The sequence below is a fragment of the Terriglobus sp. genome (assembly GCF_965201105.1).
Lineage (GTDB): Bacteria > Acidobacteriota > Terriglobia > Terriglobales > Acidobacteriaceae > Terriglobus.
In genome coordinates this window covers 2,919,648-2,945,764 of record NZ_OZ241741.1, presented here as the reverse complement: position 1 = coordinate 2,945,764, position 26,117 = coordinate 2,919,648, and the positions used below count along the sequence as shown (strand labels likewise).

26 protein-coding genes are annotated in these 26,117 nt (G+C 62.8%); 12 read left to right on the top strand and 14 right to left on the bottom strand.

The window, feature by feature from the left end:
• Positions 1–244: 244 nt before the first annotated feature.
• Both ACOFKT_RS12940 and ACOFKT_RS12935 read left to right on the top strand, forming a co-directional pair.
• Complete coding sequence (locus ACOFKT_RS12940) at positions 245–910, top strand: carbonic anhydrase (protein WP_419804393.1); 666 nt, start codon at positions 245–247, stop codon at positions 908–910.
• Positions 907–1,821, top strand: coding sequence for a bestrophin family protein (locus ACOFKT_RS12935; protein ID WP_419804392.1), 915 nt, complete (start codon positions 907–909; stop codon positions 1,819–1,821). The genes ACOFKT_RS12940 and ACOFKT_RS12935 overlap by 4 nt, the downstream gene beginning before the upstream one ends.
• A gap of 53 nt (positions 1,822–1,874) precedes the next feature.
• Here ACOFKT_RS12935 and ACOFKT_RS12930 read toward each other — a convergent pair whose 3' ends face one another.
• A complete protein-coding gene (locus ACOFKT_RS12930) occupies positions 1,875–2,591 on the bottom strand; it encodes an ABC transporter ATP-binding protein (RefSeq protein WP_419807168.1) in 717 nt (238 codons plus the stop codon).
• Between the two features lie 103 nt (positions 2,592–2,694).
• Here ACOFKT_RS12930 and lptE point away from each other — a divergent pair, with 103 nt between their 5' ends.
• The gene (lptE, locus tag ACOFKT_RS12925) at positions 2,695–3,222 is read left to right on the top strand and encodes an LPS assembly lipoprotein LptE (RefSeq protein WP_419804391.1); all 528 of its coding nucleotides are present in this window, start codon (positions 2,695–2,697) and stop codon (positions 3,220–3,222) included.
• Positions 3,223–3,232: 10 nt separating this feature from the next.
• On the opposite strand, the gene ACOFKT_RS12920 is transcribed toward lptE, so the two are convergent.
• Positions 3,233–3,589 (bottom strand): hypothetical protein, encoded by a 357-nt coding sequence (locus ACOFKT_RS12920; protein ID WP_419804390.1) that lies wholly within the window; start codon positions 3,587–3,589, stop codon positions 3,233–3,235.
• 61 nt (positions 3,590–3,650) lie between these two features.
• On the opposite strand from ACOFKT_RS12920, the gene holA reads away from it, so the two are divergent.
• The gene (gene holA, locus ACOFKT_RS12915) at positions 3,651–4,808 is read left to right on the top strand and encodes a DNA polymerase III subunit delta (RefSeq protein ID WP_419804389.1); all 1,158 of its coding nucleotides are present in this window, start codon (positions 3,651–3,653) and stop codon (positions 4,806–4,808) included.
• 3 nt (positions 4,809–4,811) lie between these two features.
• Here the strand turns inward: holA and ACOFKT_RS12910 are convergent, their stop codons facing one another.
• From ACOFKT_RS12910 to ACOFKT_RS12900, 3 genes are all read right to left on the bottom strand, one after another.
• Positions 4,812–6,020: a 3'-5' exoribonuclease YhaM family protein gene (locus tag ACOFKT_RS12910; protein WP_419804388.1), complete on the bottom strand. Its 1,209-nt coding sequence runs from the start codon at positions 6,018–6,020 to the stop codon at positions 4,812–4,814.
• Between the two features lie 58 nt (positions 6,021–6,078).
• Positions 6,079–8,259 carry a peptidylprolyl isomerase gene (locus tag ACOFKT_RS12905; RefSeq protein ID WP_419804387.1) on the bottom strand — a complete coding sequence of 727 codons (2,181 nt, stop codon included), beginning with the start codon at positions 8,257–8,259 and terminating at the stop codon, positions 6,079–6,081.
• Between the two features lie 125 nt (positions 8,260–8,384).
• Complete coding sequence (locus tag ACOFKT_RS12900) at positions 8,385–8,918, bottom strand: Uma2 family endonuclease (protein ID WP_419804386.1); 534 nt, start codon at positions 8,916–8,918, stop codon at positions 8,385–8,387.
• A 129-nt stretch (positions 8,919–9,047) separates the two neighbouring features.
• Between ACOFKT_RS12900 and ACOFKT_RS12895 the strand changes: the two genes are divergently transcribed.
• From ACOFKT_RS12895 to ACOFKT_RS12875, 5 genes are all read left to right on the top strand, one after another.
• Entirely contained in the window at positions 9,048–10,670 is a 1,623-nt protein-coding gene (locus tag ACOFKT_RS12895) for a S41 family peptidase (RefSeq protein ID WP_419804385.1), read from the top strand.
• A gap of 81 nt (positions 10,671–10,751) precedes the next feature.
• Complete coding sequence (locus ACOFKT_RS12890; protein ID WP_419804384.1) at positions 10,752–11,930, top strand: M24 family metallopeptidase; 1,179 nt, start codon at positions 10,752–10,754, stop codon at positions 11,928–11,930.
• Positions 11,931–11,962: 32 nt separating this feature from the next.
• A complete protein-coding gene (locus ACOFKT_RS12885; RefSeq protein WP_419804383.1) occupies positions 11,963–12,373 on the top strand; it encodes a DUF6677 family protein in 411 nt (136 codons plus the stop codon).
• Between the two features lie 3 nt (positions 12,374–12,376).
• Entirely contained in the window at positions 12,377–12,547 is a 171-nt protein-coding gene (locus ACOFKT_RS12880; protein ID WP_419804382.1) for a hypothetical protein, read from the top strand.
• A gap of 187 nt (positions 12,548–12,734) precedes the next feature.
• Positions 12,735–13,307 carry a DUF899 family protein gene (locus ACOFKT_RS12875; RefSeq protein ID WP_419807167.1) on the top strand — a complete coding sequence of 191 codons (573 nt, stop codon included), beginning with the start codon at positions 12,735–12,737 and terminating at the stop codon, positions 13,305–13,307.
• Between the two features lie 10 nt (positions 13,308–13,317).
• Here the strand turns inward: ACOFKT_RS12875 and ACOFKT_RS12870 are convergent, their stop codons facing one another.
• Together ACOFKT_RS12870 and ACOFKT_RS12865 are read right to left on the bottom strand one after the other, a co-directional pair.
• Positions 13,318–14,370 (bottom strand): GNAT family N-acetyltransferase, encoded by a 1,053-nt coding sequence (locus tag ACOFKT_RS12870; protein WP_419804381.1) that lies wholly within the window; start codon positions 14,368–14,370, stop codon positions 13,318–13,320.
• 4 nt (positions 14,371–14,374) lie between these two features.
• Positions 14,375–16,222, bottom strand: coding sequence for an ArnT family glycosyltransferase (locus tag ACOFKT_RS12865; protein WP_419804380.1), 1,848 nt, complete (start codon positions 16,220–16,222; stop codon positions 14,375–14,377).
• Between the two features lie 185 nt (positions 16,223–16,407).
• Between ACOFKT_RS12865 and ACOFKT_RS12860 the strand changes: the two genes are divergently transcribed.
• A complete protein-coding gene (locus ACOFKT_RS12860; RefSeq protein WP_419804379.1) occupies positions 16,408–17,349 on the top strand; it encodes an MBL fold metallo-hydrolase in 942 nt (313 codons plus the stop codon).
• 9 nt (positions 17,350–17,358) lie between these two features.
• On the opposite strand, the gene ACOFKT_RS12855 is transcribed toward ACOFKT_RS12860, so the two are convergent.
• From ACOFKT_RS12855 to ACOFKT_RS12825, 7 genes are all read right to left on the bottom strand, one after another.
• Complete coding sequence (locus ACOFKT_RS12855) at positions 17,359–17,769, bottom strand: putative toxin-antitoxin system toxin component, PIN family (RefSeq protein WP_419804378.1); 411 nt, start codon at positions 17,767–17,769, stop codon at positions 17,359–17,361.
• 6 nt (positions 17,770–17,775) lie between these two features.
• On the bottom strand, positions 17,776–18,024 hold the full coding sequence (locus ACOFKT_RS12850) for a ribbon-helix-helix domain-containing protein (RefSeq protein WP_419804377.1): 249 nt from the start codon (positions 18,022–18,024) through the stop codon (positions 17,776–17,778).
• A 32-nt stretch (positions 18,025–18,056) separates the two neighbouring features.
• Positions 18,057–19,202 carry a SurA N-terminal domain-containing protein gene (locus tag ACOFKT_RS12845; RefSeq protein ID WP_419804376.1) on the bottom strand — a complete coding sequence of 382 codons (1,146 nt, stop codon included), beginning with the start codon at positions 19,200–19,202 and terminating at the stop codon, positions 18,057–18,059.
• A 14-nt stretch (positions 19,203–19,216) separates the two neighbouring features.
• Positions 19,217–20,167, bottom strand: coding sequence for a DsbA family protein (locus ACOFKT_RS12840; protein ID WP_419804375.1), 951 nt, complete (start codon positions 20,165–20,167; stop codon positions 19,217–19,219).
• A 132-nt stretch (positions 20,168–20,299) separates the two neighbouring features.
• Positions 20,300–21,586 carry a glycosyltransferase gene (locus ACOFKT_RS12835; protein WP_419804374.1) on the bottom strand — a complete coding sequence of 429 codons (1,287 nt, stop codon included), beginning with the start codon at positions 21,584–21,586 and terminating at the stop codon, positions 20,300–20,302.
• Positions 21,587–21,592: 6 nt separating this feature from the next.
• Positions 21,593–22,411, bottom strand: a complete 819-nt coding sequence (locus ACOFKT_RS12830; RefSeq protein ID WP_419804373.1) for a polysaccharide deacetylase family protein — start codon at positions 22,409–22,411, stop codon at positions 21,593–21,595.
• A gap of 73 nt (positions 22,412–22,484) precedes the next feature.
• A complete protein-coding gene (locus ACOFKT_RS12825; protein ID WP_419804372.1) occupies positions 22,485–22,955 on the bottom strand; it encodes a YybH family protein in 471 nt (156 codons plus the stop codon).
• Between the two features lie 53 nt (positions 22,956–23,008).
• Here ACOFKT_RS12825 and ACOFKT_RS12820 point away from each other — a divergent pair, with 53 nt between their 5' ends.
• Both ACOFKT_RS12820 and dps read left to right on the top strand, forming a co-directional pair.
• On the top strand, positions 23,009–25,399 hold the full coding sequence (locus tag ACOFKT_RS12820; RefSeq protein ID WP_419804371.1) for a molybdopterin-containing oxidoreductase family protein: 2,391 nt from the start codon (positions 23,009–23,011) through the stop codon (positions 25,397–25,399).
• Positions 25,400–25,515: 116 nt separating this feature from the next.
• A complete protein-coding gene (dps, locus tag ACOFKT_RS12815) occupies positions 25,516–26,022 on the top strand; it encodes a DNA starvation/stationary phase protection protein Dps (RefSeq protein ID WP_419804370.1) in 507 nt (168 codons plus the stop codon).
• The last annotated feature ends 95 nt before the right edge of the window (positions 26,023–26,117 follow it).

The following is a 26,117-nucleotide window of genomic DNA, read 5'->3' as shown; positions in this document are numbered from 1 at the left end:
ACTCCTTCGCTTCGCTCGGGGGAGAAGGTGCGGCACCACGAAACTTACCGGCGCAACCTGCTCCAAACACAACAACACGTGCTCCCTTAGAAGAGAAATGCGCGGAAGATGTTGTTTGAGAATTGCTGGACAGGGTAGACCCGAACCACGGACGACAAGCGTACGTTGCCGATGGCAGAAAAGTTTCAAAAGCGGGGTGCCGATCCTGGCCGCGACCGTCTACCTTTGCAGTGAGGAACGAATCATGAGTGAGCATCAGGACCAGGCACTGAATCGACTGAAGGAAGGCATACATCGCTTTCAAAGCGAGGTTTACCCTCATCACAGCGCCGAGTATCAGTACGCCGCTTCGCATCCGCAAACGCCGCACACGCTGATCATTACCTGTGCCGACTCGCGCATCGACATTGAAACCATTACCGGCAGCAACCCCGGTGAGATCTTTGTGGCGCGCAATGTGGGCAACATGGTGCCTGCCTATGGCGAGATGCTGGGTGGCGTTTCCGCCGTGATCGAATACGCAGTGAGCGCGCTGAAAGTGAAGCATGCGGCGATTTGCGGCCATATGGATTGTGGCGCGATGAAGGCGCTCAAGACCAACGACAGCAGTCTGGACGCCCTGCCCACCGTTAAAAGCTGGCTCAACAATGCCCAGGCCGCGCGTTCCGTTGCCGCATCCATGAACGGCGGCGAACCCAGCCTGCATACGCTTACTGAGCAGAATGTGCTGCTGCAGCTCACGCATCTGCAAACACATCCAAGCGTGCGGGGCGCCATGGCGCGCGGCGAACTGACCATCTCCGGATGGATCTACGACATTGCCACCGGAGACGTGCTTATTTACAGCCCGGCGACCAAGAAATTTGAGTCAACGCTTGCGGCAGCTGGTGACCTGGTGGCGAACGCGTGATCGTTCCAAAGGGACCGGATATCGGGCGTCTGATCGCGTACGTCGGCCAGCCGCTGCTGTTGCTCTTCCTGTATGACGGCGCAATCGTGCTCGCGTACAAGGTCGCGCACTGGAACTGGATCGCGCTGCCTCACATCCCGCTGGCCCTGTTTGGCTCGGCAATCGGTGTGATCCTAAGCTTCCGGAACGTGTCCAGCTACGGCCGCTGGTGGGAGGCACGCACGCTGTGGGGCAGCATCATCAACAACACGCGTTCGTGGGGCCGGCAGGTGGTGACCAACGTGCGTTGGCAACGTGCCGAAAACGAAAGTGCCGTGTGTGACATGCAGCGCGATCTGATCTACCACCAGATTGCGTGGACGCACGCGCTTCGCCAGCAACTGCGTGGCCTGCCTCCGCTTGACGAGTTGCACGGCCTGTTGCCGGAAGACGTATTGCTGGAACTTGCGAAGCAGAAAAACGTGCCGTTTGCGATTCAGGTACGGCAGGGCCATTTGCTGCGCCAGTGCCTGGAACGCGACTGGCTCGACAGCCTGCAGTGGGCGTCCCTGGACACCACGGTCAATGATTTCGCCGACGCGCAGGGTGGTTCGGAGCGCATCAAGAACACGCCCATGCCGCGGCAGTACACGTTCTACCCGCGTCTTTTCGTGCAGATCTACTGTGTCCTGCTGCCGTTGGCGCTGGTGCAAACCATGGGCTGGTTCACGCCGCTCGGGTCCACGCTGGTGGGCTTTATCTTTCTGGCGCTCGATAAGATTGGCCGCGACCTCGAAAGCCCCTTCGACAACACCATCTACGACGTCCCACTCACTTCAATGGCGCGCGGCATTGAGATCAACCTTCGTCAGGTGCTGGGCGAGCGCCATCTGCCCGAACCAACTGTTCCCATCGCCGGCGTGCTCTGGTAGCATGCCGGTCACGAACCTTGCTGTCGTGACGCATTTCGGACGATGGAAACGAACTAGCCGTGAGCCACCAGTCGCGACACCCGTGGCGGAGGCGGCGTGGTGCTGAGCTGACCGTCGCGCACGTACAGAATGCGGTCGGCGACCGCGGCAGCCTCAGGGTTGTGCGTAATCATCAGCACCGTCTGCCCCATCTGCTTGGAAGCATGGCGCAGCATTTCCAGCACGGCTTCGCTGTTGTCGGTATCCAGGTTGCCGGTGGGTTCGTCGGCCAGAATAATCGCTGGCCGGCTGATCAACGCGCGGGCGATTGCCACACGCTGCTGCTCGCCGCCGCTCAGCTCGTTCGGTCGCTTATCCAGCCGGCCATCAATGCGCAGCAGCTCGCTCAGGTGCGTCAGCAGCGCGTTGTCCAGCGGCTTGCCCGTGCCCGCGATCTCGTGCGCCAGTTCGACATTGCCGCGCGCGGTGAGCGTCGGCAGCAGGTTGAATCGTTGAAATACGAAGCCGATCTTCTGTCCGCGCTGGCGTGTGCGCTCCGCGTCAGACAGGCTGGCGAAGTCCACGCCATCAATCAGCACGTGCCCGCTGCTTGCGCTCGTAAGCCCGCCCAGCAGGTAAAACAGCGTGCTCTTGCCCGAACCGGAAGGTCCCACGATCGCGATGAACTCGCCGCGCTCCACCTGGAAGCTGGCGCTGCGCAGGGCCTGCGTTTCCACTCTGCCGGTGCGATAAATCTTGCTCAGGTTTTCGGCAACAATGATGGGCGGCATGGGCCTGCCTAGTGTATCGAACTCCGGCGTGGCACGGTCCGGCTGATTGCGCGCAAACTCGCGCGTCAGCATCCAGCGCCGCACTGTCTGCGATGATAAAGCTATGAAGTTGCGTGCTTCCGCTGTTGCTGCAACCCTGCTCCTGCTTACGGCAGGCGGCTGTGGATACCATGTTGCCGGCAGCGCGAATCATGTTCCCGGGAACGTGCGCACGCTGGCGGTTCCCGTGTTTGCCACGCGCGCCCAGCAGTATCGCACCGAGGTTGTGTTTACCGATGCCGTGATCCACGAGCTGAACACGCGCACGCGGTATCGCATCGTAAACACCTCCGACACGGAGAAGAGCGATGCCGTCCTGAACGGCACCATTCTGAGCGAGAACGTCGCGCCGCTTACCTACGACGCGGCCAGCGGCGCCAGTTCGTCGTACCTGATTACGGTGCAGGCACAGATCGCATTGGTGGGACGCGACGGGCACGTGCTGTACAGCAACGACCGCTTCCTGTTTCGCGAGCAGTTCCAATCCACGCAGGACCTGAGCGCCTTCATCCAGGAGGATGGCCCCGCGGTTCGCCGCCTGGCACGCGACTTCGCGCAGGCGGCGGTAAGTGATCTGCTGAATTCGTTCTAGCGAGGCGTGTTCAGGCGGCGCGTTCTGTGCTCTTCTGCTGAGTTTCCAGAACGGCAACGCGTTCCCGCAGTGCGCTGATGTCGCGAACCGCGGCGAGTTCACCTTCACTACGTAGTGCGGAGATCGCGGCGAGAACTTTGCCGATCTGGAATTCAATCTTCTGGTCCATGGAGGCCAATTTCTGGTCCATGGCGGCGAACTTCTGATCCACCACGGCAAACCTGTCATCAATATGCTGCTCGGATGCTTTAAAGCGATCGTCGATGCGACGTTCCAATCCGTCCATGCGTGCTTTGAGTTCCCGCACGTCGGGCGCGATGACATCCTGTACCAGCTTTTGAATGGTTTCTAAAACGTTGTCCGCCATACAGTCTGTAGTCTAGCGCGAGGTGGGCACCCCGGGAAGAGATCTTCGTAAGATAGCTGGTATGCCCGCGCTCCGCTCTTTCGCCGTTGTCGACCGCTTTCTGGCGGAGCTTGGGACGCCCGCGATGAAGCCCGGCTACGTCCTGCTTGGGGACGAGCCGTTCCTGTATCAGCGCGCTCGCAGCGGCGTGCTTGGGCAGCTGGTGCCTTCTGATCTGCGCGACTTCTGCCTGCACGACCTTGAGCTCGGCAGCGATCTGACGATCTTCGACGCACTCAACCTTGCGCAGACGCCCTCGCTGATGGCGCCGTTTCAGGTGCTCTTTGTTCGCGGCCTGAAAGCTCTGTATGGGCGCGGCGCGAAGAAGGAAGAGTTCGCCGCTCTGGACAAGTATTTTCGAGCGCCCAATCCGGGGGCGCTTCTGCTCTTTGTCGCGGACCACCTGCAACTGCCCGCCGACCTGCGCCGCCTGGAGCGCGAAGACAAGGAGCGGTACGACCGCATTCGCGAAACGCTTGGCGAGCATTGCGGCATTGTCGAACTGCAGGCCGTTGCCGAGCCCGATGCCATCGCCTGGGTGCAGCAGACCGCGGCCGGGCGCGGCGTGCAAATCGATGCGGACGCGGCACGCGAACTGGTGGACGCGCTTGCCGGCCAAATGATGACGATCGCTCAGGAACTCGAGAAATTGATCCTCTACGTGAGCGAGCCTGCGCGGGTTGAAAGCACCGTGACTGCAAAGCCGAACACGATCACGCTCGCCGATGTCGAGACCATGGTGCTTGCAGCCAAGCAGCGCTCTTTATACGAGTTGACGGACGCGATCAGCGGCCGTGACCGTGCTCGCTCGCTGCTGCTTTTGCGCGGTCTGCTGAACGCGAGCGACGGCGGTGAGGACTCCGCCATCGGCCACCTTTACATGCTCGCGCGTACCTTTCGCCAAATGCTGATTCTGCACGAAAAGAATGTTCGCGACAGCCGTGCTGTGTGGAATGTGCTGTGGCCCGGGTTCCGGATGCCACCGTTTGCCGCGGACGACCTGATCGCGCAGGCGCGCCGCTATCGCTCGCGCGGTGAACTTGCGGGCGCGTTGCGCCTGATTGCCCGCGCCGATCAGGAGATTCGCTCCAGCCCCGTCGACAAGTCGCTCGTGCTCGAACGTCTCGTGCTCGATCTTGCGTCGCCCGGCAAGGTTCACCAGCATAACGAAGCCGCCTAGCCTTCAGCGTGCGCCAAAGAGGGTGATGATCTCTTCTGAGGTCGCAGTTGGCAACGCGTTTTCTGTGGTGCTGTCCGCGACCGCGGTCGCGCCACCGGGATCGAACGCCTCCTCTTGGGTCTGTTCGCCCTCGACGGACTCCGACTTTTCTGCCGCCGCAAACTCGTCCGCATCTGTTGCTTCAGAACTCGCGCTCGACGATTTAACCGATGCCGTACTGCCGGCATTTGGGTCGCCGGCCAGGTAAATGCGGGAGTTCAAAAGGGCGCGCTCCATGGATCGTGAGTACTCCGTAACCTCATCGGCAGCGCGCCCACTGTCAGCCGCCTTCGCGAACTCCGCGCGCATATTCTGCATCTTGGCTTCCAGGTCGTCCAGCGCGCTGAAGATTATGGCCTCCGGAGTCATGGGCAGCTTGGGCGAGCCGAACTCATAACGGCCGTGGTGCGACAGGATCAGGTGCTCGACCAGAATGCGAAGCCGGTCCGGGAAGCCGGGCAGAGCCGCAGCCTTCTCGCGCACCATGCCGATGCCGATGGTGATGTGACCGAGCAGCTGGCCCTCGGTCGTGTAGGTGAAGGAACGTTCCCAAGCCAGCTCGCGGACCTTGCCGATGTCGTGCAGAATCGCTCCCGTCATCAGCAGGTCCGCATCGACGTCGTCCTTGTAATGTGGCGCGACAATCTCGCACAGCCGCAGCAGGAAAACAACGTGCTCCAGAAGCCCGCGAATCCAGGCATGGTGCAGCGACTTTGCCGCGGGTGCCTGGCGAAACGCCGCACTCAGCTCTGGGTCATCCAGGAAGCAACGCACCAATGCCTGCAGGTGCGGATTGCTGAATCCGTCTACATAGGCGACTAGTTTTTGCCAAAGTAGATCTTCGTTGTAGCGGGACACTCGCTGGTAGTCGGCAATGTCGATCGCCTGTATTTCAAGCTGCTGCAGCTCTTCTACGCAGATCTGGTACGTGCCGTTGTAGGCCTCGATGCGCCCCTTTGCCGCCACATAGCAGTTCGCGCGGAACCATTGCAGTGTCTCCGGTGTGGGTTTCCACATCCGGCCTTCCATGCTGCCTGTGCGATCGGTCAAGGTCATGGCAAGGTAGGCGCCGCCACCCTTGCGCTCGCGCTGCGATGCTGCAGACACTACAAAGCTCGCATGAATCTCCTGATTGACGCGCTGTGCTGCCGAACTGACATAAAAGTTCTTCATCTGGAAAAAGCATAGCCGCTCCGGCCGGAGCGGCTATGTGTACCTCAAGTTCCTACAGCTACTGCGGCGGGGCCGTCGGGTTTGGGCTCAGCGTGCCGGGCCCCGGCGTGGTGGTGCCGTTCTGCGTGGGCGTTCCGGGCGGCAACGTCGTTCCTGCCGGGGGCTGGTTGTCCGTCGGCAGCGCGGTTGCGTCCGTGGCCGGGTTGGTTACTGGCTGTCTGCCACGGCGCTGCTTGTCTTCTTCCTTGCTGTTTTCTGCGGGCAGGTTGCCGGTCTGTGACGAGGCCGAAGGCGTTCCCGCGGTCTGCTGCGGCCCGTTTTGCTGATGCAAGCGATCCGGCAGACCGTTGTCGACCAGGTCCGGCTTCGCTTCCGGCGTGGTCTGCTGTAAACGTTCCTTGGTCTCGCCCTTTTGCCGCTTCTTTCTCTTCTTGTTCGTGTCGCCACTCAAGCCCAGGGCGGTCTGTTGGTGGGCTACGTCCTGCTTTTCGGTCGTGGTCGCGGCCTCTGGCTTAGCCGTTACGCGCGCGACCGCCTTGTCGACTTTAACTTCCTTCTTCTTCTCCTTAACCTCGGGCTCGCGGTCGGCGAAGCGGCTCTTCTTGCGCGGGGCTGCAACCGGCGTCAACGGGTCGCCCTCATTCGCCGCCACCGTGTTATTCGTCGAAACCGGCGCAAGCACCGTGCCCGGAGCGCCGTTACCGCTCGCCGATGCTCCCGCACTTGTAGGCGCCGAACCGTTGCCGCTGCCAAATGCTCCCGCGTTGGCGCCCTGGCCGGCCAGTGCCGGATTGGTTCCCGATGTGCCCAGGGCATCCTGCCCAGACGCGTTGGGTTGTTTCACACCGTCATTGGCGACCGTGGTGGTATCACTGCTTTCCTCCGGCAGCGCCTCGCGCGGAGCCTGGCCGAAGCGCACCTTTTCGCGTTTCACTTTCTTTGGCTTGCCGTGCTTGTCGAGCTCCACGTTCGCCAGCGGCTGCACGGTGCTGCCCTTCACGGTCAGGCCCGCGTCTTGCAGCCGGGCGCGGTCGCGTGAGGCGATCAGGCGCCGCTTGACTTCGGTTTTCTTCTTGGGCTGGGGTGCGGTGTACGCAGTGAACACCGGCTTGGTCTGCTTCGGGCTCGCTCCCGTGTCCACAAATCCTGGTCGCACGTCCACGTAGCTGTCCTCGCGCAGCTTGGTCAGGTAGGCGCGCAGAGCGGGCTGGATCTGCTCCTGGTACATCGCGTTCTGCACTTCGCCTTCGATCTTGTCCAAGGGAGGCGTGCCGGCCTGCACGTGTTCCACCGTCTTCAGGATGACGAAGCCCTGCCGGGTGCGAATGGGATCGGTGAAGCTGCCCTCCGGCTGCGCAAAGGTTCGATCCTCCAGCACCTTGGCAAGCTGACCCCGCTTGAACACGCCCAGGTCGCCGCCCTGAGCCGCGGTCGGACCGCCGGACGAGGCCTTGGCCGTTGCCGCGAAATCCGCGCCGCCCTTCAGCTTGGCAGCGATCTCTTCGGCCTTGGTTTTCGCCTGCTGAATTTCCGCTTCGGACGCCGTTGCTGAAACAGGTACCAGGATTTCCGACAGTTTGACCTGCTCGGGTACGGCGAGCTCGTTTTGGTGCGCCTGGTAAAACTTCTCCTCATCCGCGTGCGTCATGCGAATGCTGCGGCCCACCTCATCGCGAACCACGCTTTGCGTCAGGATCTGGTTGCGGATGTTGGCCTTGAAGTCCTCATAGCTCACGCCCTGCTTGCGCGCCGCCTGCTCCAAAGCTTCCATGCTGGGCAGGTTGTTCTGCTTGCGAATTTCGTCGAGCCGGCGTGTCAGCTCGGCATCTGCGTTGATGTTCGACTCTTTGGCCTTGCTGATCAGCAGTTGCTGGTCGATCAGGTCGCGCAGCAGGTTACGCTGCCGCTCGGCGGCGTCACCCGCCTGCGCCCCACCCTGCGCAATCTCCTGCTGCAGTATGTCTTCGCCGCGCATCAGGTCAGAGCGCGAGATGATCTGGTCGTTTACGCGCACAATCACTTCTTCCGCCACTTGCCCGTTGGGCGTGATCGCCGGGGTAGTGGGGAAGACTGGCGCGGCAACGGGTCCCGTGGGAGTTGCCAGACCGGGCGTCTGGTATCGCGGTCCCGGCATGCTTTGCGGTGGCTGTTGCGCCGAGATGGTTACGGCCGCGAGCGCCAGACCAGAGCCAACGCCGGCCAGAGCCAACGCGCGTGAAAACAAGGAGAAACGGGTCATGCGTACCTGCATTCGAAAGCTACGGCGCGGCGGCGCTCCCCGGTTGGACGAAACGCGCGGGGTGGCGGTAGGCGCTGCTTAATATTCTATGCGCTCGCGCCCGCAGTAGGCCCGCACGGGTGGCTTCAGCTGCGAGGAGCTTCATCGATTTCCGCAAAGATGTCGGCCACGGAAATGGCTGCGCTTACGCCTGGAACCGGAAGCGCATTTCCGGTGAAAGGACGAAGGCCCTCCTGGCCCGCTGCCGTCCAGATCTCACGGGTTTCGGGGTCGATGACCCAGATATGCTGCACGCCCATCTGCTGATATTCCTGAACACGCTGCTGGATACGGGCGAACCGGTCCTCCGGTGACAACACCTCGACACACAGCACGGGTGGTGTATGCAGGATGGGCTCAATCGGGTCAGAGGAGCGCACTACGCAAACATCCGGGATCCGATAGCGCCGCGCGGACACCTGCACGCGTTGCTCAGTAAGTGAGCGGAGCCCCCACTGTTTGCGTGTAACAGAAAAAATCACCGCAACCATCTTCTGAACCAGACTGTGATACTGCTCGCCCAAATTTCTCTCCTGCAGTTCACCGTCCACGTAATCGCAGTCGGGCTCATAGGAGCTGCGCAGGTACTCCTCAACCAGGATGTGCACCGCCGTCGCCATGGCACCAGTATGCCCGGTTCACAAACAATCGCGCTACCGCCCGGTGCTATACTCCGTCTACTTCTTAGCACCGCCGCCCGCCTGCCCGGCGCGCCCGGCGCATCGAATGCAGTTTGAAGGACTTGCCTGATGCCCTCTCGCACCCGCCGCGCCGCCCTGTCGCTCACCGCGTTTCTGGCCACCTGCGCGGTTGCCGGACAGTTTCTGAACGGGCGCGTGAACGCCCAGACCGCAAGCGACGAGAGTACCCTGCGCGATAGCCTGCACCAGTTCACCGACGTTTACTCGGTCGTTGAGCAAAACTATGCCGAGCCGCTGAACAGTGAGACGGTCGACAAGGTAGTGTACGACGGTGCCATTCCGGGCATGCTGCACGTTCTGGATCCCCACTCCAACTTCTACGATCCAAAGGCGTACGCGCAGATGCGCGAGGACCAGCGCGGCCACTACTACGGCGTCGGCATGCACATCCAGTCGCAGCCGGACAAAGCCGGCGTAATCCACACCACCGTTGCGGATACGTTTGAGAATTCGCCGGCGCACAAGGCCGGCATCCGGCCGGGCGACGTGATCGTCAGCATCAACGGCGCCTCCATGGCAGGCAAGGACTCCCTCGCGATTTCCAACATTCTGAAGGGGCCCAAGGGAACGCACGCCGCGATTGCTATGCAGCGTGAAGGCCACGACCAGCCGATTGTGTTTGACGTGGTTCGCGATGACATCCCGCGGCCCTCGGTGGACCTGGCCTATTTCGTAAAGCCCGGAATCGGCTACATCCACGTGACCCAGTTCATGGAAACCACTTCGCACGAGGTGCAGGACGCCCTGACGAAGTTCGGGCCCGACCTGCAGGGCCTGCTCATCGACCTGCGTGGCAACCCCGGCGGCTTGCTGACTGAGGCGGTCGGCATGAGCGATAAGTTCCTGAAAAAGGGCGACATTGTCGTCTCGCAGAAGGGCCGTGCGTTCCCGGACCAGGTGTATCGCGCCAGCCGCGGTGAGCAGGACGACCGGCGCTTTCCCATCGTGGTTCTGGTGAACCGCAACACCGCGTCCGCGGCGGAAATCGTCAGCGGCGCCTTGCAGGATCACGATCGCGCCCTGATCGTCGGCGAGACCACCTTTGGCAAGGGACTGGTGCAGACCGTGTTTCAGATTGCTGACAACACCGGCCTGGCGCTCACGACTTATCACTACTACACGCCGTCCGGCCGCTTGATTCAGCGCGACTACAACGGCGTTTCGCTGTACGACTACTACTACGTTCGTGCGGACGCGAAACCGGCCGACAAGACCAACACCGAGGTCAAGCTGACGGACAGCGGCCGTACCGTATACGGCGGCGGTGGCATCACGCCTGATGAGAAAATTGAGCAGCCGCGCTCCAATCCGTTCGAGTTAAATCTGCTGCAACACACCGCCTTCTTCAACTTCACAAAGCATTACCTGGCCCACCGCGACATCCAGCCGAACTTCACCGTGGACGACGCTGTGCTGAACGATTTCAAAGCCTACCTGAAGTCCGAAAAGATTGACTACACCGACGCGGACTTCACCACCAACCTGGACTGGCTCAAGTCGAACATTAAGGGCAGCCTGTTCGTCTCAGAATTCGGTGCCACCGAGGGGCTGCACGCCATGATGGATTCGGACCCGCAGGTCGCCAAGGCGCTAACCTTCATGCCGGAAGCCCAGGCGCTCGAACAAAACGCCCTCAAGAAGCAGCAACAGCAGCAGGCATCACTCCGCTAGGAGCGATCGATGGAAGCAAAGGAGCGCGGCAGTTGCCGCGCTCCTTTGCATTGCACGCAGTACGCTGAAAGCGAGGACTCCGTGGATTTGGACCGTATACAAACTGCACTGCGCGAGGCTGGCCTCGATGGCTGGCTCTTTTACGACCATCACGGCCGCGACCCGCTTGCCTATCGCATTCTGGGCCTGGCCTCCAGCGCGCACGTGACCCGCCGCTGGTGGTACTTCATTCCGGCGCAGGGTGCGCCGCGGAAGCTCGTGCATCGCATCGAATCCGGCCGGCTTGACGCGCTTCCTGGAGAGAAAACCGCCTACTCCACCTGGCAGGAGATGGAGCAGGGCGTTGCGGCCATGCTCACCGGCGCGAACCGCATCGCCATGCAGTACTCGCCCCGCAACGCCGTGATGTACATCGGCCTGCTCGACGCCGGTACACACGAGATGCTGACCGGCATGGGCAAGCAGATCGTCAGCTCCGCCGACCTGGTCAGCCGCTTTGAGGCGGTGCTGACGCCCCGGCAGATGCAGACGCATTACGAAGCGCAGCAGAGCATCGACGAGATTCTGGACGAGGGCTGGAACGAGATTGGCCGCCGCGTTCGCGCAAACTCGCCCGGCGCGAACGAGTACAGCGCGGTCGAGTACCTGCAGGCGCGCATCGCCGAAGCCGGCCTGATCACCGAGCACGGCCCCAATGTTTCGGTTGGGCCCAACGCAGCCGACTCGCACTACGAACCCACGCCCGCTTCATCACGGTCCATCGAGCGCGGCTCCTTCGTTCTGATCGACATCTGGGCCAAACTTGCCAACGACCCCAACGCGGTCTGGTACGACATTACGTGGTGCGGGGTGGTTGATCGCGAGCCCACTGCGCGCGAGTCAGAGGTTTTTGAAGCAGTCCGCGACGCGCGCGACACGGCTATCGCGCTCATTCAGCAGCGGTTCGCAGCCGGGGAGCCCATTGCTGGCTGGGAGGCCGACCGCGCGGCGCGTGCCGTCATTGAGCAGCGTGGATTTGCGGACTGGTTCACCCATAGGACCGGTCACAACATCGGCACGGAACTGCACGGCGCCGGCGCTCATCTGGACGACTTTGAATCGCACGACGAGCGAACGATTCTGCCGGGCACCTGCTTTTCCGTCGAGCCCGGCATCTACCTGCCCGGCGACTTTGGTGTTCGGCTGGAGGTGGACATGCTCACCTCTGCGAACGAGGCTCGGGTCACCGGCCGCGTCCAGCGCGAGCTCGTGCGCATCTGACCGCGCTCCGCGCTGATAGACTCAACAACGGAATGGCAACCAAGGCAGTCGTCGTCCCGGTCAAGCGTACCGGCATCTCTCCGGATTTGGTCCTGCTGGCTGGCTGGGTCGTGCCCGGGCTGGGGCACGTGCTCGTCCGTAAGCCGATTCGGGCGCTGCTGTTGTTCGTGGCGATCATCGCCATGTTCGCCATCGGCCCGGCGATGCACGGCAAGGTCTACACCCCGACCACGGGTGACCCGTTGGACATCCTGGGTTTCATCGGCGACGCCGGTGCGATCGGTTTGTGGGCAATCGCAAAGCTCGGCGATCTGGGCGCGACCCAGTTGAGCGACGCCTTCTCCGACTACGGCTCCAAGTTCATCGTGGTCGCGGGCCTGCTCAACGTGATGGCCGCGGTGGATGCGCAGTCGCTCGCCAACGGCAGAAAGGCGGACCGGTAGCTTATGTCGCACTTCACCGCACTTCTGCTGTATGCCTTCTTCGCTTCGATCGTCTTCGGCGTGACCCAGCGCTCCGCGCCGAAAGCCATGGTCCGTTTCGGCGCTCTGTGCTTCGCGGGATTTCTGGCTGCGGCCATCGTCGTGAGCTGGGGGATGTACTTCATCAAACACTAGCGGCTATGCTGTTTGCGTCACACGCAAGGAGTCTCCGCATGCCTGAGCAAACCCTCACTCCTGCCTCAGAACTGGCGCAGAAGAACACCGCAGGCTTTCCAAACGAAAGTGCGGAGTACCGCACCGCGCGCCAGCGCCTGCTGGCCGCCGAGATCGAGCTGCGTGCAATAATGAAGAGGTTGCCGCACTGCGCCGCGCCCTCCCACTCGGTGGTCAGGTTCCGCAGGACTTCGTATTTGAAGGCCCAAACGGGACCGTTACGCTCGACCAGCTTTTTGGCGAAAAAGACACACTCATCCTCTACAGCTTCATGTTCGGCCCGCAGCGCGAAGCGCCCTGCCCCATGTGCACCTCGACCGTCGCCGGCTGGCAGACCAAGGTGCAGGACCTGCAGCAGCGCGTCGCCTTCGGCGTAATCGCCCGCTCACCGTACGCGCGGCTCGCGGATTGGAAGCAGCAGCGCGGCTGGTCCAACGTTCCGCTCTACTCTGACCCATCGGGCGACTTTACCCGAACCTACGTCAGCGCTGACGACGGCGATGTTCCCGGGCTTACCGTGTTTACCCGGCAGGGTGGTGTTGTCCGCCATTTCTGGAGCGGCGAGATAAATTTTGACATGGCCGACCCTGGCCAGGATCCGCGTGGCGGCGCCGACATCGACCCGCTTTGGACGTGGCTCGACCTGACACCCGGTGGACGCGGCGGTGACTGGTACCCAAGCCTGAGCTATGGCGACGCGGCACGCACCTGCTGCCACTAGCGGCGCCCGGCTACCTCCACCACACGTCCGCGTGGAAGCGGTGCCGCGGCGTAAACCCAAGCTGCCGGTAAAGCTGCAGCGCCCCCGCATTGGCTTCGGTCACCGTCAACGTCACGGTGCGCTGCCCGGCGCGGGCCAGCTCCGTCGCGGCGTGGCGCAGCATGGTGCGGCCCAGGCCGCGCCCACGGCGTCGCGGCGCCAGGCATAGCTGGGGTATGTGCGTGGTCTGTGGCTCCACGCGCGTGGTCAGCAGCAACCCGTCCACCTCGCCAGTGCGTTCCTCGACCAGTACCCAGGAGTGCTCCGGCGTAAAGGTGCCGCAGCCCGGAAACCGCACAATGTTGTGCAGGAAGCGGAGGCACCCCTGCACGCTGCGGTACTGGTCGTTGATCTCCGTGTCGCCATGGCCCACATAAGCGCGATGAATCAGGTCGGCGGCTGGCTGGTACATGGGCGCGGTCCAGCGTCGCAGGCGCAGGCTGCCCAGGTCTGGCGCGGGTTCATCTTCACGGCGTACCAGGCTGCCCGCCGGGATCAACTCGCGCAGATCCGGCAGCTCTGTTTGCATAAACAACCGGGGAAAGCTTCGGAAAGCCGCTTCGGCGAAGACGGGCTGCAACTCCGGCGGCGTAAGCAGCAGCTGCGACTCCACGCGCTCCACGCCGGGCGTGTGCTGAAGCATGGGCAGCAGGTGACGCAGCAGAAGCTGTTGCAGCTCGATACGGCGTGAGCCTGAGGCAAACAAATCGCCGACGACTGCTTTCTGCGTTTCGTACACGGCAAAGGCGTAGCCATGCACCTGCCCGGTGCGGCGCTCCACCGCGACGAAGCCCGGAAGGATGCGTTGATCGAGGTAGCCGATCAGCAGTTCAATGGAGTGCGAGTAGTCCCACAACAGCTCGCGTCGCCAGACGGCGCTTTCCTCAGCCAGCAGGGGGCGCAGGTCGCGTCCCGGGTGGAGGCGAAGGTCGCGAATGTCATAGCTATCGAGCACTCTCGGTTTGAGGGTAGCGGGTTTCGGCCCTGCGCGGTGCAGGGGAACCATGTTGGGAACACGCAGCACAGGTCTACTTCAACGGGCCAACCCGGTACACTGCCAGCCCCTGCCACTCGTTGATCAGCAGCGGCTCGTACGTGCGGTTCGACAACAGCTTGGGAAGCGCCTGCAGATCATCCTCCCGCAGGACCAGGATGTGCTCTTCGTTTGGGATGCCCGTGATCACCCACTGCTTTTCCGTGACCGAGGGCTGCGGCAGGTAGTGCCGCAACGGTTGCTGCCGGTAGAAGCACAGACCATAGTCCATATCGCGGCGAATATGGTGGGTCACAAGCAGGTTGACCCCCGGTGCGCGCCGTGCAATCTCCTGGGCCAGGGGCCGGGCGGAGTAGTTCGCGTCGAGCAGCCAGCCGTTCGTGTGCAGCAACCAGAACAGCATTGCGACGACCGGCACCAGCGTCGCGCTTCGCAGGTAGCGCAGGCCGAACCGCCGCACCGTGAACACAATCGTCAGCGCAAAGATCGCCGCGATGCCCGCCGTCAGGGCAATGGTCCTGGCCGGGGGCACCAGTTTTTGAAAAATCATGTACTGCGGCGATAGCATCAGGACAAACGCCATGGCGCCTGCGGTCACGCCATGCGCGATCACGGTGGGCATGGAGGTGGGGCGGCGCCGGGCGCGGAAAATGTAATCGCCTGTAAGGATCGTGATCGGCGGGATTGCTGGCAGGATGTAACCCGGCAACTTGGAACCGGAGAACGAAAAGAACAGGATTGGAAACACGGCCCAGAGAACCAGGAATTCCGGGAAGGCGTCGCCCGGGCGGGGATGACCCAGGTAGCGGCTGGGCAGGTAGCGCACCCGCCACTCCGCGCGCGCCGTCTGAAACGCGTCCCACAGCGCCCGCAGCGAAATCACTGTCCAGGGCATCAACGCGACCAGAAGGACCAGCACATAGAAAAACGGATTCTGGTGGTGCTGGTAGCGATTGCTCGCGAAGCGCTCCAGGTTCTGCTCAAACAGAAAGAAGTGCCAGAAGTTCGGGTTGCGCAGCTGCACCGCGATATACCACGGCAGCACCAGCACCAGGAAGAGCAGCAGTCCCGGCCACCAGAACATGCGGCGCAGCACCTGCCACTCTCGCCTGAGGCCAACGAACAGAATGATGATGCTGCCGCCCAGAAAGATCGCGACCGGGCCCTTCGCCAGCACCGCCAGGGCACCGAAGAAGTACAGGTCAAAGAGCCAGAACTTCTTGCCCGTTTCATACCAGGCGTACCAGCCCAGCATGCCGATGGCGAACGGCGCCGCCAGTTGCATGTCCGTCGATGCGCCGCGGGCAAATGCCACGATGGCGATGGCTGACGCGGTAATCAGCGCCGCGTCCAGGTGTCCGCCCGGCCGGAATCGCCGCATGTGCAGAAAGATCAGGAACACCATGGCAAAGGCGCCGGTGGAGCTGGGCAGCCGAGCCACCCAGTCGTACATGCCGAACTCTTTGAAGAAGCTCATGGTGCGCCAGTAGTACAGCGCCGGCTTTTCAAGCCAGGGGTGGCCGTACAGGATGGGCGTCACGAAGCCCGCTTCCAGGCACTTGGCGCTGCTGCGCAGGTCGGCGGCGCGCAGCGACCGTGGAATCACCCGGGCATGGACCGCGTGGCAGCCCTGCGAATGCGCCTCGAGCATCTCCGCCGCGATCTGCGCGTAACGCGGCTCATCCGCGCCGACCAGGCCCATCTCTGGCCGCGAGATTTGCAGATGTCCGACGCGCAGCGGCACCAGTCCATAGAAGAGCAGCAGCGCCGTGAGCGAGCACAGCACCAGCAGCTCACGCGTAGCCGTAGTGCCCGCGTGGTAAGCGACGCGGCTCAGCCAGCCCGGCTTCGGTGCCGGTTCGGTTTGGGGCGAGGTACTCAAACGTGTCGAAAAAGTCTGCTCGAACTCCGCGTTCGTTCCCGAACGGGTTTGAGGCTATCAGATTCGCTTTCGCAATCTGAAAATTCCGCGGGATCTTCGGGCAAAGGCCAACCTTCCAGGCCATAACCGGCGTAACAGCGCTTGTTTCCAGGGAACGATCCCGCCGCAGAATCATCCAACAAGATGTGAGCCGCCTTCCGCATCCGACAATCCTGCGCAAGCTGCGCCAACTCTACCGTGTAACCCGCGAAAGCTACCGGCAGCCGCTTGCCGGCCAGCCGCAGCCGCCTGTGCTCGTCGAGCATGAGGAGCTTGGGATCAGCTTTATCGGGCATTCTTCGTTCCTGATCCAGATAGGCGGCCGCAACCTGTTGGTGGATCCGGTATTTGCGCGCGCCCTGATTCTGCTGCGCCGCCAGCGCCGCGCCGGCCTGCGTGTGCGCGACCTGCCGCCCATCGATGCAGTGCTGCTGACTCACGCGCATATGGACCACCTGCACCTGCGCTCGCTGCGCCAGGTCGTTCGTCACACCCGGCGCATTACCGGCGTCGCGCCAGAGGTGATTGTGCCTGCCGGCGTGGCGGATCTGGTCGCGAAGCTTGGCTTCCGCATGACCTCAGAGCTGGAATGGTGGCAGGAAGCCGAACTGCGCGCCGCAGACGGCACCACGACCGGCGTCTCCGTGACGATGACCCCGGCCAAGCACTGGGGTGCGCGAATGTTCAAAGACACGCACCGGCTGTTTGGCGGGTACGTCATCGCGAACGGCCAGCACTCGGTCTACCACTCCGGCGACACCGCTTATTTTCACGGATTTCGCGAGATCGGGTCGCGTCTGGCGCCGCGAGTGGCGCTCTTGCCCATCGGAGCGTATTTCCCGGACAGCTACCGCGCCGTGCATACCAGCCCGGAGGAGGCGCTGCAGGCCTTCATCGACCTGCGCACCGCACAGACGATGATCCCGATGCACTTCGGCACATTCCCGCTGGGCCGCGAGCCAATGGAAGAACCCCCGGTACGCCTGTTGGAGGCTGCCCGACGTGCCGGCATCAGCAGCCGAGTGCGCGTTCTTGGTGAGGGCGAGACGCTGCGCGTTCGCGCGACGGAACGCAGCTACGCGCGGTAACACTGCGCGTCAGGAAAGCCGGTCGACGAACGCACGGGCGGTCACAATGCTTGCACCGGCATGCTTGCGCAGTGCCAGCAGGCCGCTCTTATCACCACTGACCAGGTAGTCGGCGCGTCCTGCCTGCGCGAGTGCCAGGAGAAAATCGTCGTCCGGGTCGGACGACCGCACCACGCGCGGCAGAGGATCAATCCCGATCGCCATATCCTGCAGATCGTTGATCAACCGTCCGATCACATGAGGGTGCAATCGGCCAGAAAAGAATGGCTTATGCAGCGTTTCCCGTAACTCCTCGACCTGACGATGGCAGGTAAGTAGATCGAATCTCTGTACAAGCCAGGCGCGATAAACGAGATCGGGCGGACCGCCGCTGCTGACGAGAGCCGATACAAAGATGTTCGTGTCGAGAACGACGCGCATTGAAAACTAAACCTGTTTCGCCGCGCGCTCCTGCCGCACTTCAAGCAAACTCCGGTCGATGCTGGTCTGCAATTCGTCCTGGTCGGCGTCGGCAAACACCTTCTTGATCTGCTGCACCGTGCGGTGAAACATCTCTTTGCGGACTGCACTCTCTATAAACTTAGCGATCGCGTCAGCACCGGCCCCAACGAAGCCTTGGAGATCTTCGTTGAGCTGAGAGGAAATTTCTAATTCGAGGCGGACTGTCTGTGGCATCGCTCGACTCCGTTCTTTTTAGCCTATCGCACCTACTTCGCGCCCTTGTTGAAGATGGAGTCCGCCAGGTAATTTTCGACCTTGGCCTGGTCGCGGACCATCTCAAGATAGGCGTTCTTCAGCAGCTGCGAGCGGCTGTTCCGCAGTTGATCGCGGATGCTTTGTTGCACGGCCGGGCTGGTCAGGTCGCGCTGGCCGGCGGACTCGCGCGACAGCAGCTTCAGGATCACGTAGCCGATCACCTGTTTGGTAGGACCGTACACCGGCAGGATGTCCGTGGCTTCGCCAGCCTTCAGCTTGCTGATCGCCGCAAAAGTCTGCGGGTCGGCCCGAAGTTGTGACTCCGACGGGAAGCCCATGTCGCCACCATTGGACGCCGTCTGCGGATTCTCGGAGTAGTTTGCCGCGAGCGTGCCGAAGTCCTCGCCGGCGTCGATTCGGTTCTTGATTGTCTGAATCTTTTTTCTGGCTTCGGCTTCGTTGGTCGCCTTGCTGCCCTGCAGATTGGCCTGCCCCTGCGCGGCGGCGGTCGGATCAAGCGGCAGGCTCGTTACCAGGATTTGCGCAAGGTGGTAACGGTTTTCGATCAGGTTGTACTCGGCCTTGTGCGCGTTGAAATAGTTCGTGACCTCCGCGTCGGTCACATTGATCTTGCTTTCGATCTCTTTGTTGAACAGCTTGGTCGAAGTGACCGAACGACGCACATTGCGCCGAAGATCGTCCAGCGTCTGGTTCGATTGCTTCAGGTATTCATTGAAGTCCTGGTCGGTGCCGTGAGACTTCAACTCGGCAATCTTTGCATCCACCTCGTCGTTGGTCGCGGTCAGGTTCATCTTGGCGGCGCGCTGCTCCACGATTTCCTGATCGATCAGACCACGCACCATCTCAAGCCGTTCGCTGTCGGCTTGTTCCTGGCTCTCGGGGGTGGGGTCCTGCTTGTTCTTTTGCTGTGCGTCGAAGAGCCGGTCCAGATCCGCGCGCGGAATTGCATGCCCGTTTACGCTCGCGACCACATCGTCGCCGTGCTTCTTGGGGCAGCCCGCCAGCGCGAGCACGGAGCAGGAGACGGCAACCACCACCAGGAAATGGCGGAACGTACGGCCGGGGTGCGGGTGTTGTTCGAGCGTCACGGGGCTAATGGTATCGTGGCGGGTCCATCGCTGTAGTTTCGATTGCATGGGAACGTCTCAATCTACTTCGTCGCGGCCGGAGGCTTGGCGGAATCAGGCGCTGCCGCGGCCGGCGGTGTCGCCGGTGCGGGTGCGTTCAGGTCAGGAAGCGGGACGGCCGGTGGAGGCGTCACGCCTTGCGCCAGCAGTGCATCGTCCACGGCCCGGTAGACGAACTCGATCGGCGCGGCGCCGCTGATCGTCTCTCCGTTGATGTAGAGCGCGGGAACGCCATTGATGTTCAGCGATTCCCCTTCGCGCAGGCCCGCCGTCACGGGAGTCTCGTCCTGCTTTGCAATGCATGCCTGCAGCTTGCTAGCGTCCAGCTTGTCCGCACTGCCGGTGTCGGTCGCGATCTTGTCCAACTGGATTTTTGCCGCGGTCAGGCTGTGTTCCTCTCCGCCTATGCTCGCGGCTTGAGCATGCAGATGGTCGACGTAGCTCCAATACGCCGCCGTGTTCTGGTCGCCCAGACAGTCGGCGTTAATGGCTGCATGGATCGCCCAGGGGTGCTGCGACAACGGAAAATCCTTGTACACAATGCGGACCTGGTCGCCATAGCGGTTCAGGATTGCGGGAAACATCTGCTCGTGCATGCGGGCGCAGAAGGGGCACTCCAAGTCGTCAAACACCACAATGCGCACCGGCGCCTTCTCGCTACCGCCGCGGGCGGGGCGTCCGGCATCGCTGACCGTATCCCTGGGATCTTTGGTCAGGTCAAAGGTAGTCATTTGCGCCAATGTGTTGCCATCTTTGCTCAAAAGGAGGTTCAGCGGCTTGCCCGGCTTGCCATATTCGCCCACGGTGACTGTCACGTCGTTGTAGTTCGGCATCGCGGCATCCGGGTGCAGATCGGTCACCTGGACCTGGTAGTTGAACGGAATGCTGGCGCGGGTGCGGATCGTCACCTCGATGCGGCGCGCCAGGTCTGGCGTCAGGCCGGCTACCGCGGGACGTTGTGCGCGGCAACCCACAAGCGAAACAAGGAAAGGAAACAGAGCTGCAGAAATGGCTGCAGAGGATCGAGGAGAGCGCTTCAGCACAGTGGTTTGATTATCGCAGGGCGCAAAGGTGAGCGCCGCGCGCCCGGGTTCGGCCCGTGCGCCTCAAACCGGCGTTCCAGCAGGTTCCTGTTCTGGTGCAAGGGCTTCGCGGTTAAGCACCGCATCCGGCGCACGCATGGCCAGCGCCGCGGACATCTGGGCGGCCCGTCGGCTCCAGGTGGCAAGCTGGCTGCCTTGCCAACGCAGACCCCCGCATCCGTCGTCGAAGCCGCCGGCCTGCAGAGCTTGCATGGCTTCGGCCATCTGCTGCGGCGTGGTCACCAGCTTTACAAGTGGCGCTTTGCCCAGCAGTTCATGCACGCCCGGCGTGGCAAGCATGGGGCGGGTCGCCGCCAGGTGTTCATAGAAGCGGGTGCTGGATCCGGAAAAGGTGGGCTCGCAACGCCGGTAGGGCAGAACCGCCACGTCCACGGCGCGCGCGTAGTGCATCAAGTCGCCATACAGCCGCGGCCCGGTGAAGCAAGTCCGCGGGTGCTGCATGACACGCTGCCGGGCGGCACGGGCTGGGGCGTCGGCGATGTGCATGTTATTGGATCCGACAAACAGCCACGTGAACGGCTTGCTTTGCTCGATCGCCGCTTCGATCAGCTCCCAATCCATGTTGCCCGCCAGGTTTCCAATCACGCCTGCAATGGGCCGGGGCAGGTGTGCGATGTCTTCTGGCAACCGGGCTGGCGCCTTCAGCGGTGCCGGCAGCAGGTTGCAGGCGCGGGTTGCGTTGGGCAACACCTCAATTTTTGCCGGGTCGCAGCCCTGCTCCTGCAGGTACTCGGCAATGCGGACGGAGCTGGGGCATACCAGGTCCGCGGCGGAGCACATGCGCTTGTCCCAGCCGGCAATGCGTTCCGCGTCCGCGTTTGCGTACGCGGCGATCCGGTCTGTCAGCCAGTACACCACGGGGCCCGGCCATGCCTCCGCGACCGCGGCAAAGTGCGGGATCGTACACACCAGCACGGAATGTTCCGCGTCGCAACCGCGCGCCAACTCCGCTGCCAGCCAGCGGCTGACCCAGCTAATGGCCGCGGGCGGCAGGCGCGCAAATCCACGCAGCAGCGGAAACTGCCGAATGCGCAGGTGCGAACCGGCCACGGAACGATCGGGCGCGCGAGAGTGCAGGGGTATGGGCAAGAGCCGGCGTTTCGGCTGCCACAGCACCACATCCCGCCGCTCGGCCAGCGCGGTCGCCAGTTCCAGGTCCAGCACGTCAGAAAGTTGCAGCACGTGCCACACCCGGCGCGAACGCTCGCCGCTCGGTTCGTTCGAAACGACAGCGGGATCGAACTCGGGAAGAACGAAGTGCCCTGCGTTTCCCTTCGGCGCCAGAACCATGCGGGGCTACGACTCCGAGCGCGAAGACGCCATGCGCGGCACGGAATCCGGCGAGCGCAAGGTGCTGCCGGATTTCTTTTTGCGTGCGCCGGCCCGCATCAGTTCGTGAACGGTGCCGATGCGAAATCCTCGGGCCCGCCAGATCGGCAGCACGGTTTCCAGGGCGGCCAGCATCTCGCGCAGGTCGGCATCCACGCGAATATCTCGACCGTCATGCAGGCACACAATGCCGCCCGGCTCGGTGTGTCGCAGCAGGTGTGCGGCGATGCGGTCCCGCGGCCATTCCCAGTCGTGGCCGATCACAGACCATGTCACGCCCTGCACGCCCAGCCGGCGTTGCGCCGTCCGCAAACCGAACCAGCGAAGGCCATACGGCGCTCGGAAATAGCGCGGCCAGATGCCCGTGTGATGTTGAATGCAGATTTGTGCCCTGCGCATGTCTTCCAGCATCGCGCGCGAGTTCAGCAGGTTCATGTCCCAGCCAATCCGCGGGCAAAGGCGTATGTGGCGGTGCGTGTGATTGCCCAGCTCATGACCAGCCTCCACGATCGCCCGTGCAATGTGGGGCAGGCGCTTCACATTTTTGCCGCACACAAAAAAGGTGGCGCGAATCCGGTATTTCGCCAGCAGTTCCAGCAGCGCGGGCGTACTTTCGCTGGGGCCATCGTCGAACGTGAGCGCGATCTGCCGCGACCGGTTCGGCACTTGCGAGATGGATGGCGCGAGCAGTTGCGACCCGGGCGCGTGCACGCCACGAAGCACTGCGGCCGTTGCCCCGGTCAGGGTCGCTACAGCGAACGTAGCGGGAAGCAAACTGGGGATCATGCTTTCCAGCATGGCTGGGGCCGGTTACACCGCGCGTCGGCTGACGCCCACCCCTGCATCGGTAATGGACAGATTAGCTTGTGTGGTCCAGGATGATCTTCCATCCCATCGCCGTCTTTTCCAGCACCAGCGAAAAAACGCCATCCGCGGCGCCACCCGACCTGCGTGGCCGGTCCAGGTGAAACCGCCCTGTCAGCACGGCGAAGCGGTCGTCCAGCAGGTGCGGGTCCAGGTCGATGAAACTGAGCGTGCCCATGCTTTCCCTGTTTGGATAGGTCGAGTGGTACCGCTGCGCGAGTGTGTCGCTGCCGTGTTGGACCGTTTCGCCAATAAACGTCGTTTCCGGCGTCTGCTTGTAGCCCGACAGAAAACCCTGCATGTCGCCGCTGTTCCAGGCGCGCTCCTGCGCGGTCAATACCTTGACCACGTCGAGCTCGGCCTGCGGCAACACCCTCATGGCCGAGCCTTCGCTTTGCGCACGCAAGGCACCGGCCGGGCCCAGCAGTGTGGCGGCAAGCAGCAGGGAAGTGCAGCAGCGCATCATCGGAAACTCCTTTGCAGAGGCGAAATCCGCCGTCCGATAGCTAGAATCATGCCATGAGCGTTCAGGCTGGAGACAACGCGGGCGCGCCCGCAGTTTCACTCGGCACACAGGTGACCGGCGCAGGCGCGCAGGCCGGCAGCTCGCTGCGTGGTGGAACCCGGCTTCATTACACAACCTGCTCGCTGGATTGCCCGGACAGCTGCCGGGTGATCGCGACCGAGGACGTTGCGACAGGCCGGCTGGTAAAGCTGCAGGGCGATCCCGCACACCCGGTCACGCGTGGCTTTCTCTGCGGCAAAGTCGCCCGGTTTCTGGACCGTGTGTACGCTCCGGACCGGCTGCTGTATCCCATGCGCCGCCGCGCCGGCGTGGCCAAGGGCGCGCTGCCACATGGCCGCGAACACGAGAGCTTTGAGCGCATCTCCTGGGATGACGCGCTCGACGCCATCGCGGTGCAATTGCGGCAGGTCAGCGACCAGCACGGCCCGGAAAGCATTCTGCCGTACAGCTACGCGGGCACTATCGGCCAGCTTGGTTTTGGATCGATGGACCGGCGCTTTTTTTACCGGCTTGGCGCGTCTCAACTGGACCGCACCATCTGCTCCACCGCAGGGGGCGCCGCGCTGACCGATGTGTACGGCACACGGCTCGGCATGGAGCCGCAGAGCTTTGCGAAGGCAAGGCTGGTCATCGCATGGGGAGCGAACGTTCACGGCAACAACATTCACTTGTGGCCGTTCATCGAAGAAGCGCGGCGGCAGGGTGCACGCCTGATCGTGATCGATCCCTACCAGACGCGCACGGCAAAGCTGGCAGACGAGCATCTGCGCATCCGTCCCGGCACCGATGTGCTGCTGGCGATGGCGATGATGCGCGTGATTGTCGACGAGAGGCTCTACGACAGCGCTTACGTGGACACATGCACACACGGCTTTGCGGAGCTGTACGCGCGGTTGCAGGAGCCGCAGTACGCGCCCGAAGCGGCCGCCACAGTAACCGGCATCGCCGCGCAGCAGATCGTCGCGCTCGCCCGCGCTTACGCAATCACCAGGCCTGCCGCGATACGCGTGAACTACGGCGTGCAGCGCAGCGAAGGCGGCGGCACAGCCATGCGTGCCATTGCCATGCTGCCGCTGCTCACGGGTGCGTGGCAACATCCCGGCGGAGGCCTGCTGCTGTCGACCTCGGGCGCATTTGGCTTCAACTCCGCGAAGCTGCAGATGCCGGAGTTGATGGATGCCTCGCCACTCCGGCGCAAGGCACGCACCGTAAATATGAGCCGGCTCGGCCATGCGTTGACGGAACTCGGCAGTGCGCCGGGCGATGGCCCGCCCGTGCACGCCTTGTTCGTCTACAACAGCAACCCTGCCGCGGTCGCGCCCAACCAGAATGCCGTGCTGCGCGGTATGCGGCGGTCTGACCTGTTCACGGTGGTGCACGATACGTTCTTCACCGACACTGCGGATTTTGCGGACATCCTGCTGCCCGCGCCAACGTTTCTGGAGCAAACGGATCTGCAGGGTGCTTACGGCCACATGCATGTACAGCTGTCGCCGGCGGCGATTGCCCCGCTTGGCGAAGCGCGCGCGAACGTGTGGGTTTTCGCCCAGTTGGCGCAGCGCATGGGCTTCGTCGAGTCCTGTTTCCAAGACACCGAGCGCGACCTGATGGCGCAGGCGATCAGCAGCGCAAACCCGTGGCTTCAAGGGATCACACTCGACATGCTCGAAGCAGGTCTGCGCGAGAGCGGTGAGAACGATGCATCGGGTGCGATCAATGCCTGGCAGAACTCCGGCACTGCGGAGATGGCGTCCGCCGCCCCCCGCCGCGCGCAGGGTCGCGGTTTCGTTGCACTCGATGTCCCACGCGATGCCACCGGCGATTTTCTGCCCTTTGCCGACGCCTCATGGTTCCGCACACCCAGCGGCCGTGGCGAGTTTGCGTCCGAATCGCTGCGTGCCAAAGGCCTGGACCCCGTGCCCGCGTACCACCCCGGCGAGGAAGGTTTTGCCTCCGCCTCATCAGACTTTCCGCTGCAACTGCTGCCGCGCAAAGGCGACAACTGGATGAACTCGACATTTGCCAACCTGCCACGGCACCAGACCATGCAAGGTGAGTTGGCGAAGACTGTGGAGATGAATGCCGCCGACGCCGCCGAACGTGGTCTGGCGGAGGGCGACCTGGCGGAGGTGCGCAGCGCGCGCGGTGCCCTGCAACTCTCTGTTCACATCAGCGATCGCGTTGCGCCGGGTGTCGTCACTTGCACGCTGGGCTGGAACAAGCTCGCGCCCGCAGGTGACGGCGGCGTGAATGTGTTGACCAGCGAGCGCGTCACGGATCTCGGCGGGGGCGCTACGTTCTACAGCACACTCGTGGAGGTGAAGCCGGTTGCATCGATGCGGCAGAAAAGTGGCGAAGCGGATTTTGCCATCGCTGCCGATTAGCGCTTTTGTCACGAGCCCCGTCCGGGCTTGAGCCAAACCTTTGCGCCTCTCTGCATCCAACGGTCTGACGAGGCGAGCGACTACGCATGCCGTCAGAGATTCGGAAAGGGAACACCATGGCAGAGAAGAGCAAGATGTACAAGAACCGCGTCGCACTCCCGGACGATGTAAAGCAGAAGACCGTCGATGTGATGAACGTGACGCTGGCCGCCGCGCTGGACATGTACTCGCAGGCAAAGTTTGCGCATTGGAACGTGAAGGGCATCAACTTCTACCAGCTGCACCTGGTATTCGACGCCACGGCAAAGGTCATTTTCAAGCAGATCGATCCCATCGCCGAGCGCATCACGCAGCTGGGTGGCGTGGCATCCGGTACGGTGCGCCAGTCGGCTGAGCATTCGCCTATCTCTGCATACAACGTCAAGGCGGTGGCAGGCAAGGAGCACCTGGTCGCGCTGTCGGACGCATTGGGCACGTACTGCAAGGAGCTGCGCGAGGCGTCCGACAAGATCGATGACATCGGCGACAGCCCAACCTCCGACTTCTACAACCAGCTCATCGTGGAAGCCGAAGAGGAACTGTACTTCCTGGAGTCGCACCTGGAAGCTGGCGACGTGCAGTAAGGTTTGCATGAAGCAAAAATCGGCGGTCCGGATCAGCTCCGGGCCGCTTTGCTTTGCGCTGGAGGCAGCCGTCGCCCGCTCGCTTATCCTGTAGG

Excerpts from the sequence above, each read along its gene's own strand:
- ACOFKT_RS12940 (WP_419804393.1), top strand. The coding sequence starts at position 245 with ATGAGTGAGCATCAGGACCAGGCACTGAATCGACTGAAGGAAGGCATA.
- ACOFKT_RS12930 (WP_419807168.1), bottom strand. The coding sequence starts at position 2,591 with ATGCCGCCCATCATTGTTGCCGAAAACCTGAGCAAGATTTATCGCACC.
- lptE (WP_419804391.1), top strand. The coding sequence starts at position 2,695 with ATGAAGTTGCGTGCTTCCGCTGTTGCTGCAACCCTGCTCCTGCTTACG.
- ACOFKT_RS12920 (WP_419804390.1), bottom strand. The coding sequence starts at position 3,589 with ATGGCGGACAACGTTTTAGAAACCATTCAAAAGCTGGTACAGGATGTC.
- holA (WP_419804389.1), top strand. The coding sequence starts at position 3,651 with ATGCCCGCGCTCCGCTCTTTCGCCGTTGTCGACCGCTTTCTGGCGGAG.
- ACOFKT_RS12910 (WP_419804388.1), bottom strand. The coding sequence starts at position 6,020 with ATGAAGAACTTTTATGTCAGTTCGGCAGCACAGCGCGTCAATCAGGAG.
- ACOFKT_RS12905 (WP_419804387.1), bottom strand. The coding sequence starts at position 8,259 with ATGACCCGTTTCTCCTTGTTTTCACGCGCGTTGGCTCTGGCCGGCGTT.
- ACOFKT_RS12900 (WP_419804386.1), bottom strand. The coding sequence starts at position 8,918 with ATGGCGACGGCGGTGCACATCCTGGTTGAGGAGTACCTGCGCAGCTCC.
- ACOFKT_RS12895 (WP_419804385.1), top strand. The coding sequence starts at position 9,048 with ATGCCCTCTCGCACCCGCCGCGCCGCCCTGTCGCTCACCGCGTTTCTG.
- ACOFKT_RS12885 (WP_419804383.1), top strand. The coding sequence starts at position 11,963 with ATGGCAACCAAGGCAGTCGTCGTCCCGGTCAAGCGTACCGGCATCTCT.
- ACOFKT_RS12880 (WP_419804382.1), top strand. The coding sequence starts at position 12,377 with ATGTCGCACTTCACCGCACTTCTGCTGTATGCCTTCTTCGCTTCGATC.
- ACOFKT_RS12855 (WP_419804378.1), bottom strand. The coding sequence starts at position 17,769 with ATGCGCGTCGTTCTCGACACGAACATCTTTGTATCGGCTCTCGTCAGC.
- ACOFKT_RS12850 (WP_419804377.1), bottom strand. The coding sequence starts at position 18,024 with ATGCCACAGACAGTCCGCCTCGAATTAGAAATTTCCTCTCAGCTCAAC.
- ACOFKT_RS12845 (WP_419804376.1), bottom strand. The coding sequence starts at position 19,202 with ATGCAATCGAAACTACAGCGATGGACCCGCCACGATACCATTAGCCCC.
- ACOFKT_RS12835 (WP_419804374.1), bottom strand. The coding sequence starts at position 21,586 with ATGGTTCTGGCGCCGAAGGGAAACGCAGGGCACTTCGTTCTTCCCGAG.
- ACOFKT_RS12830 (WP_419804373.1), bottom strand. The coding sequence starts at position 22,411 with ATGATCCCCAGTTTGCTTCCCGCTACGTTCGCTGTAGCGACCCTGACC.
- ACOFKT_RS12825 (WP_419804372.1), bottom strand. The coding sequence starts at position 22,955 with ATGATGCGCTGCTGCACTTCCCTGCTGCTTGCCGCCACACTGCTGGGC.
- ACOFKT_RS12820 (WP_419804371.1), top strand. The coding sequence starts at position 23,009 with ATGAGCGTTCAGGCTGGAGACAACGCGGGCGCGCCCGCAGTTTCACTC.
- dps (WP_419804370.1), top strand. The coding sequence starts at position 25,516 with ATGGCAGAGAAGAGCAAGATGTACAAGAACCGCGTCGCACTCCCGGAC.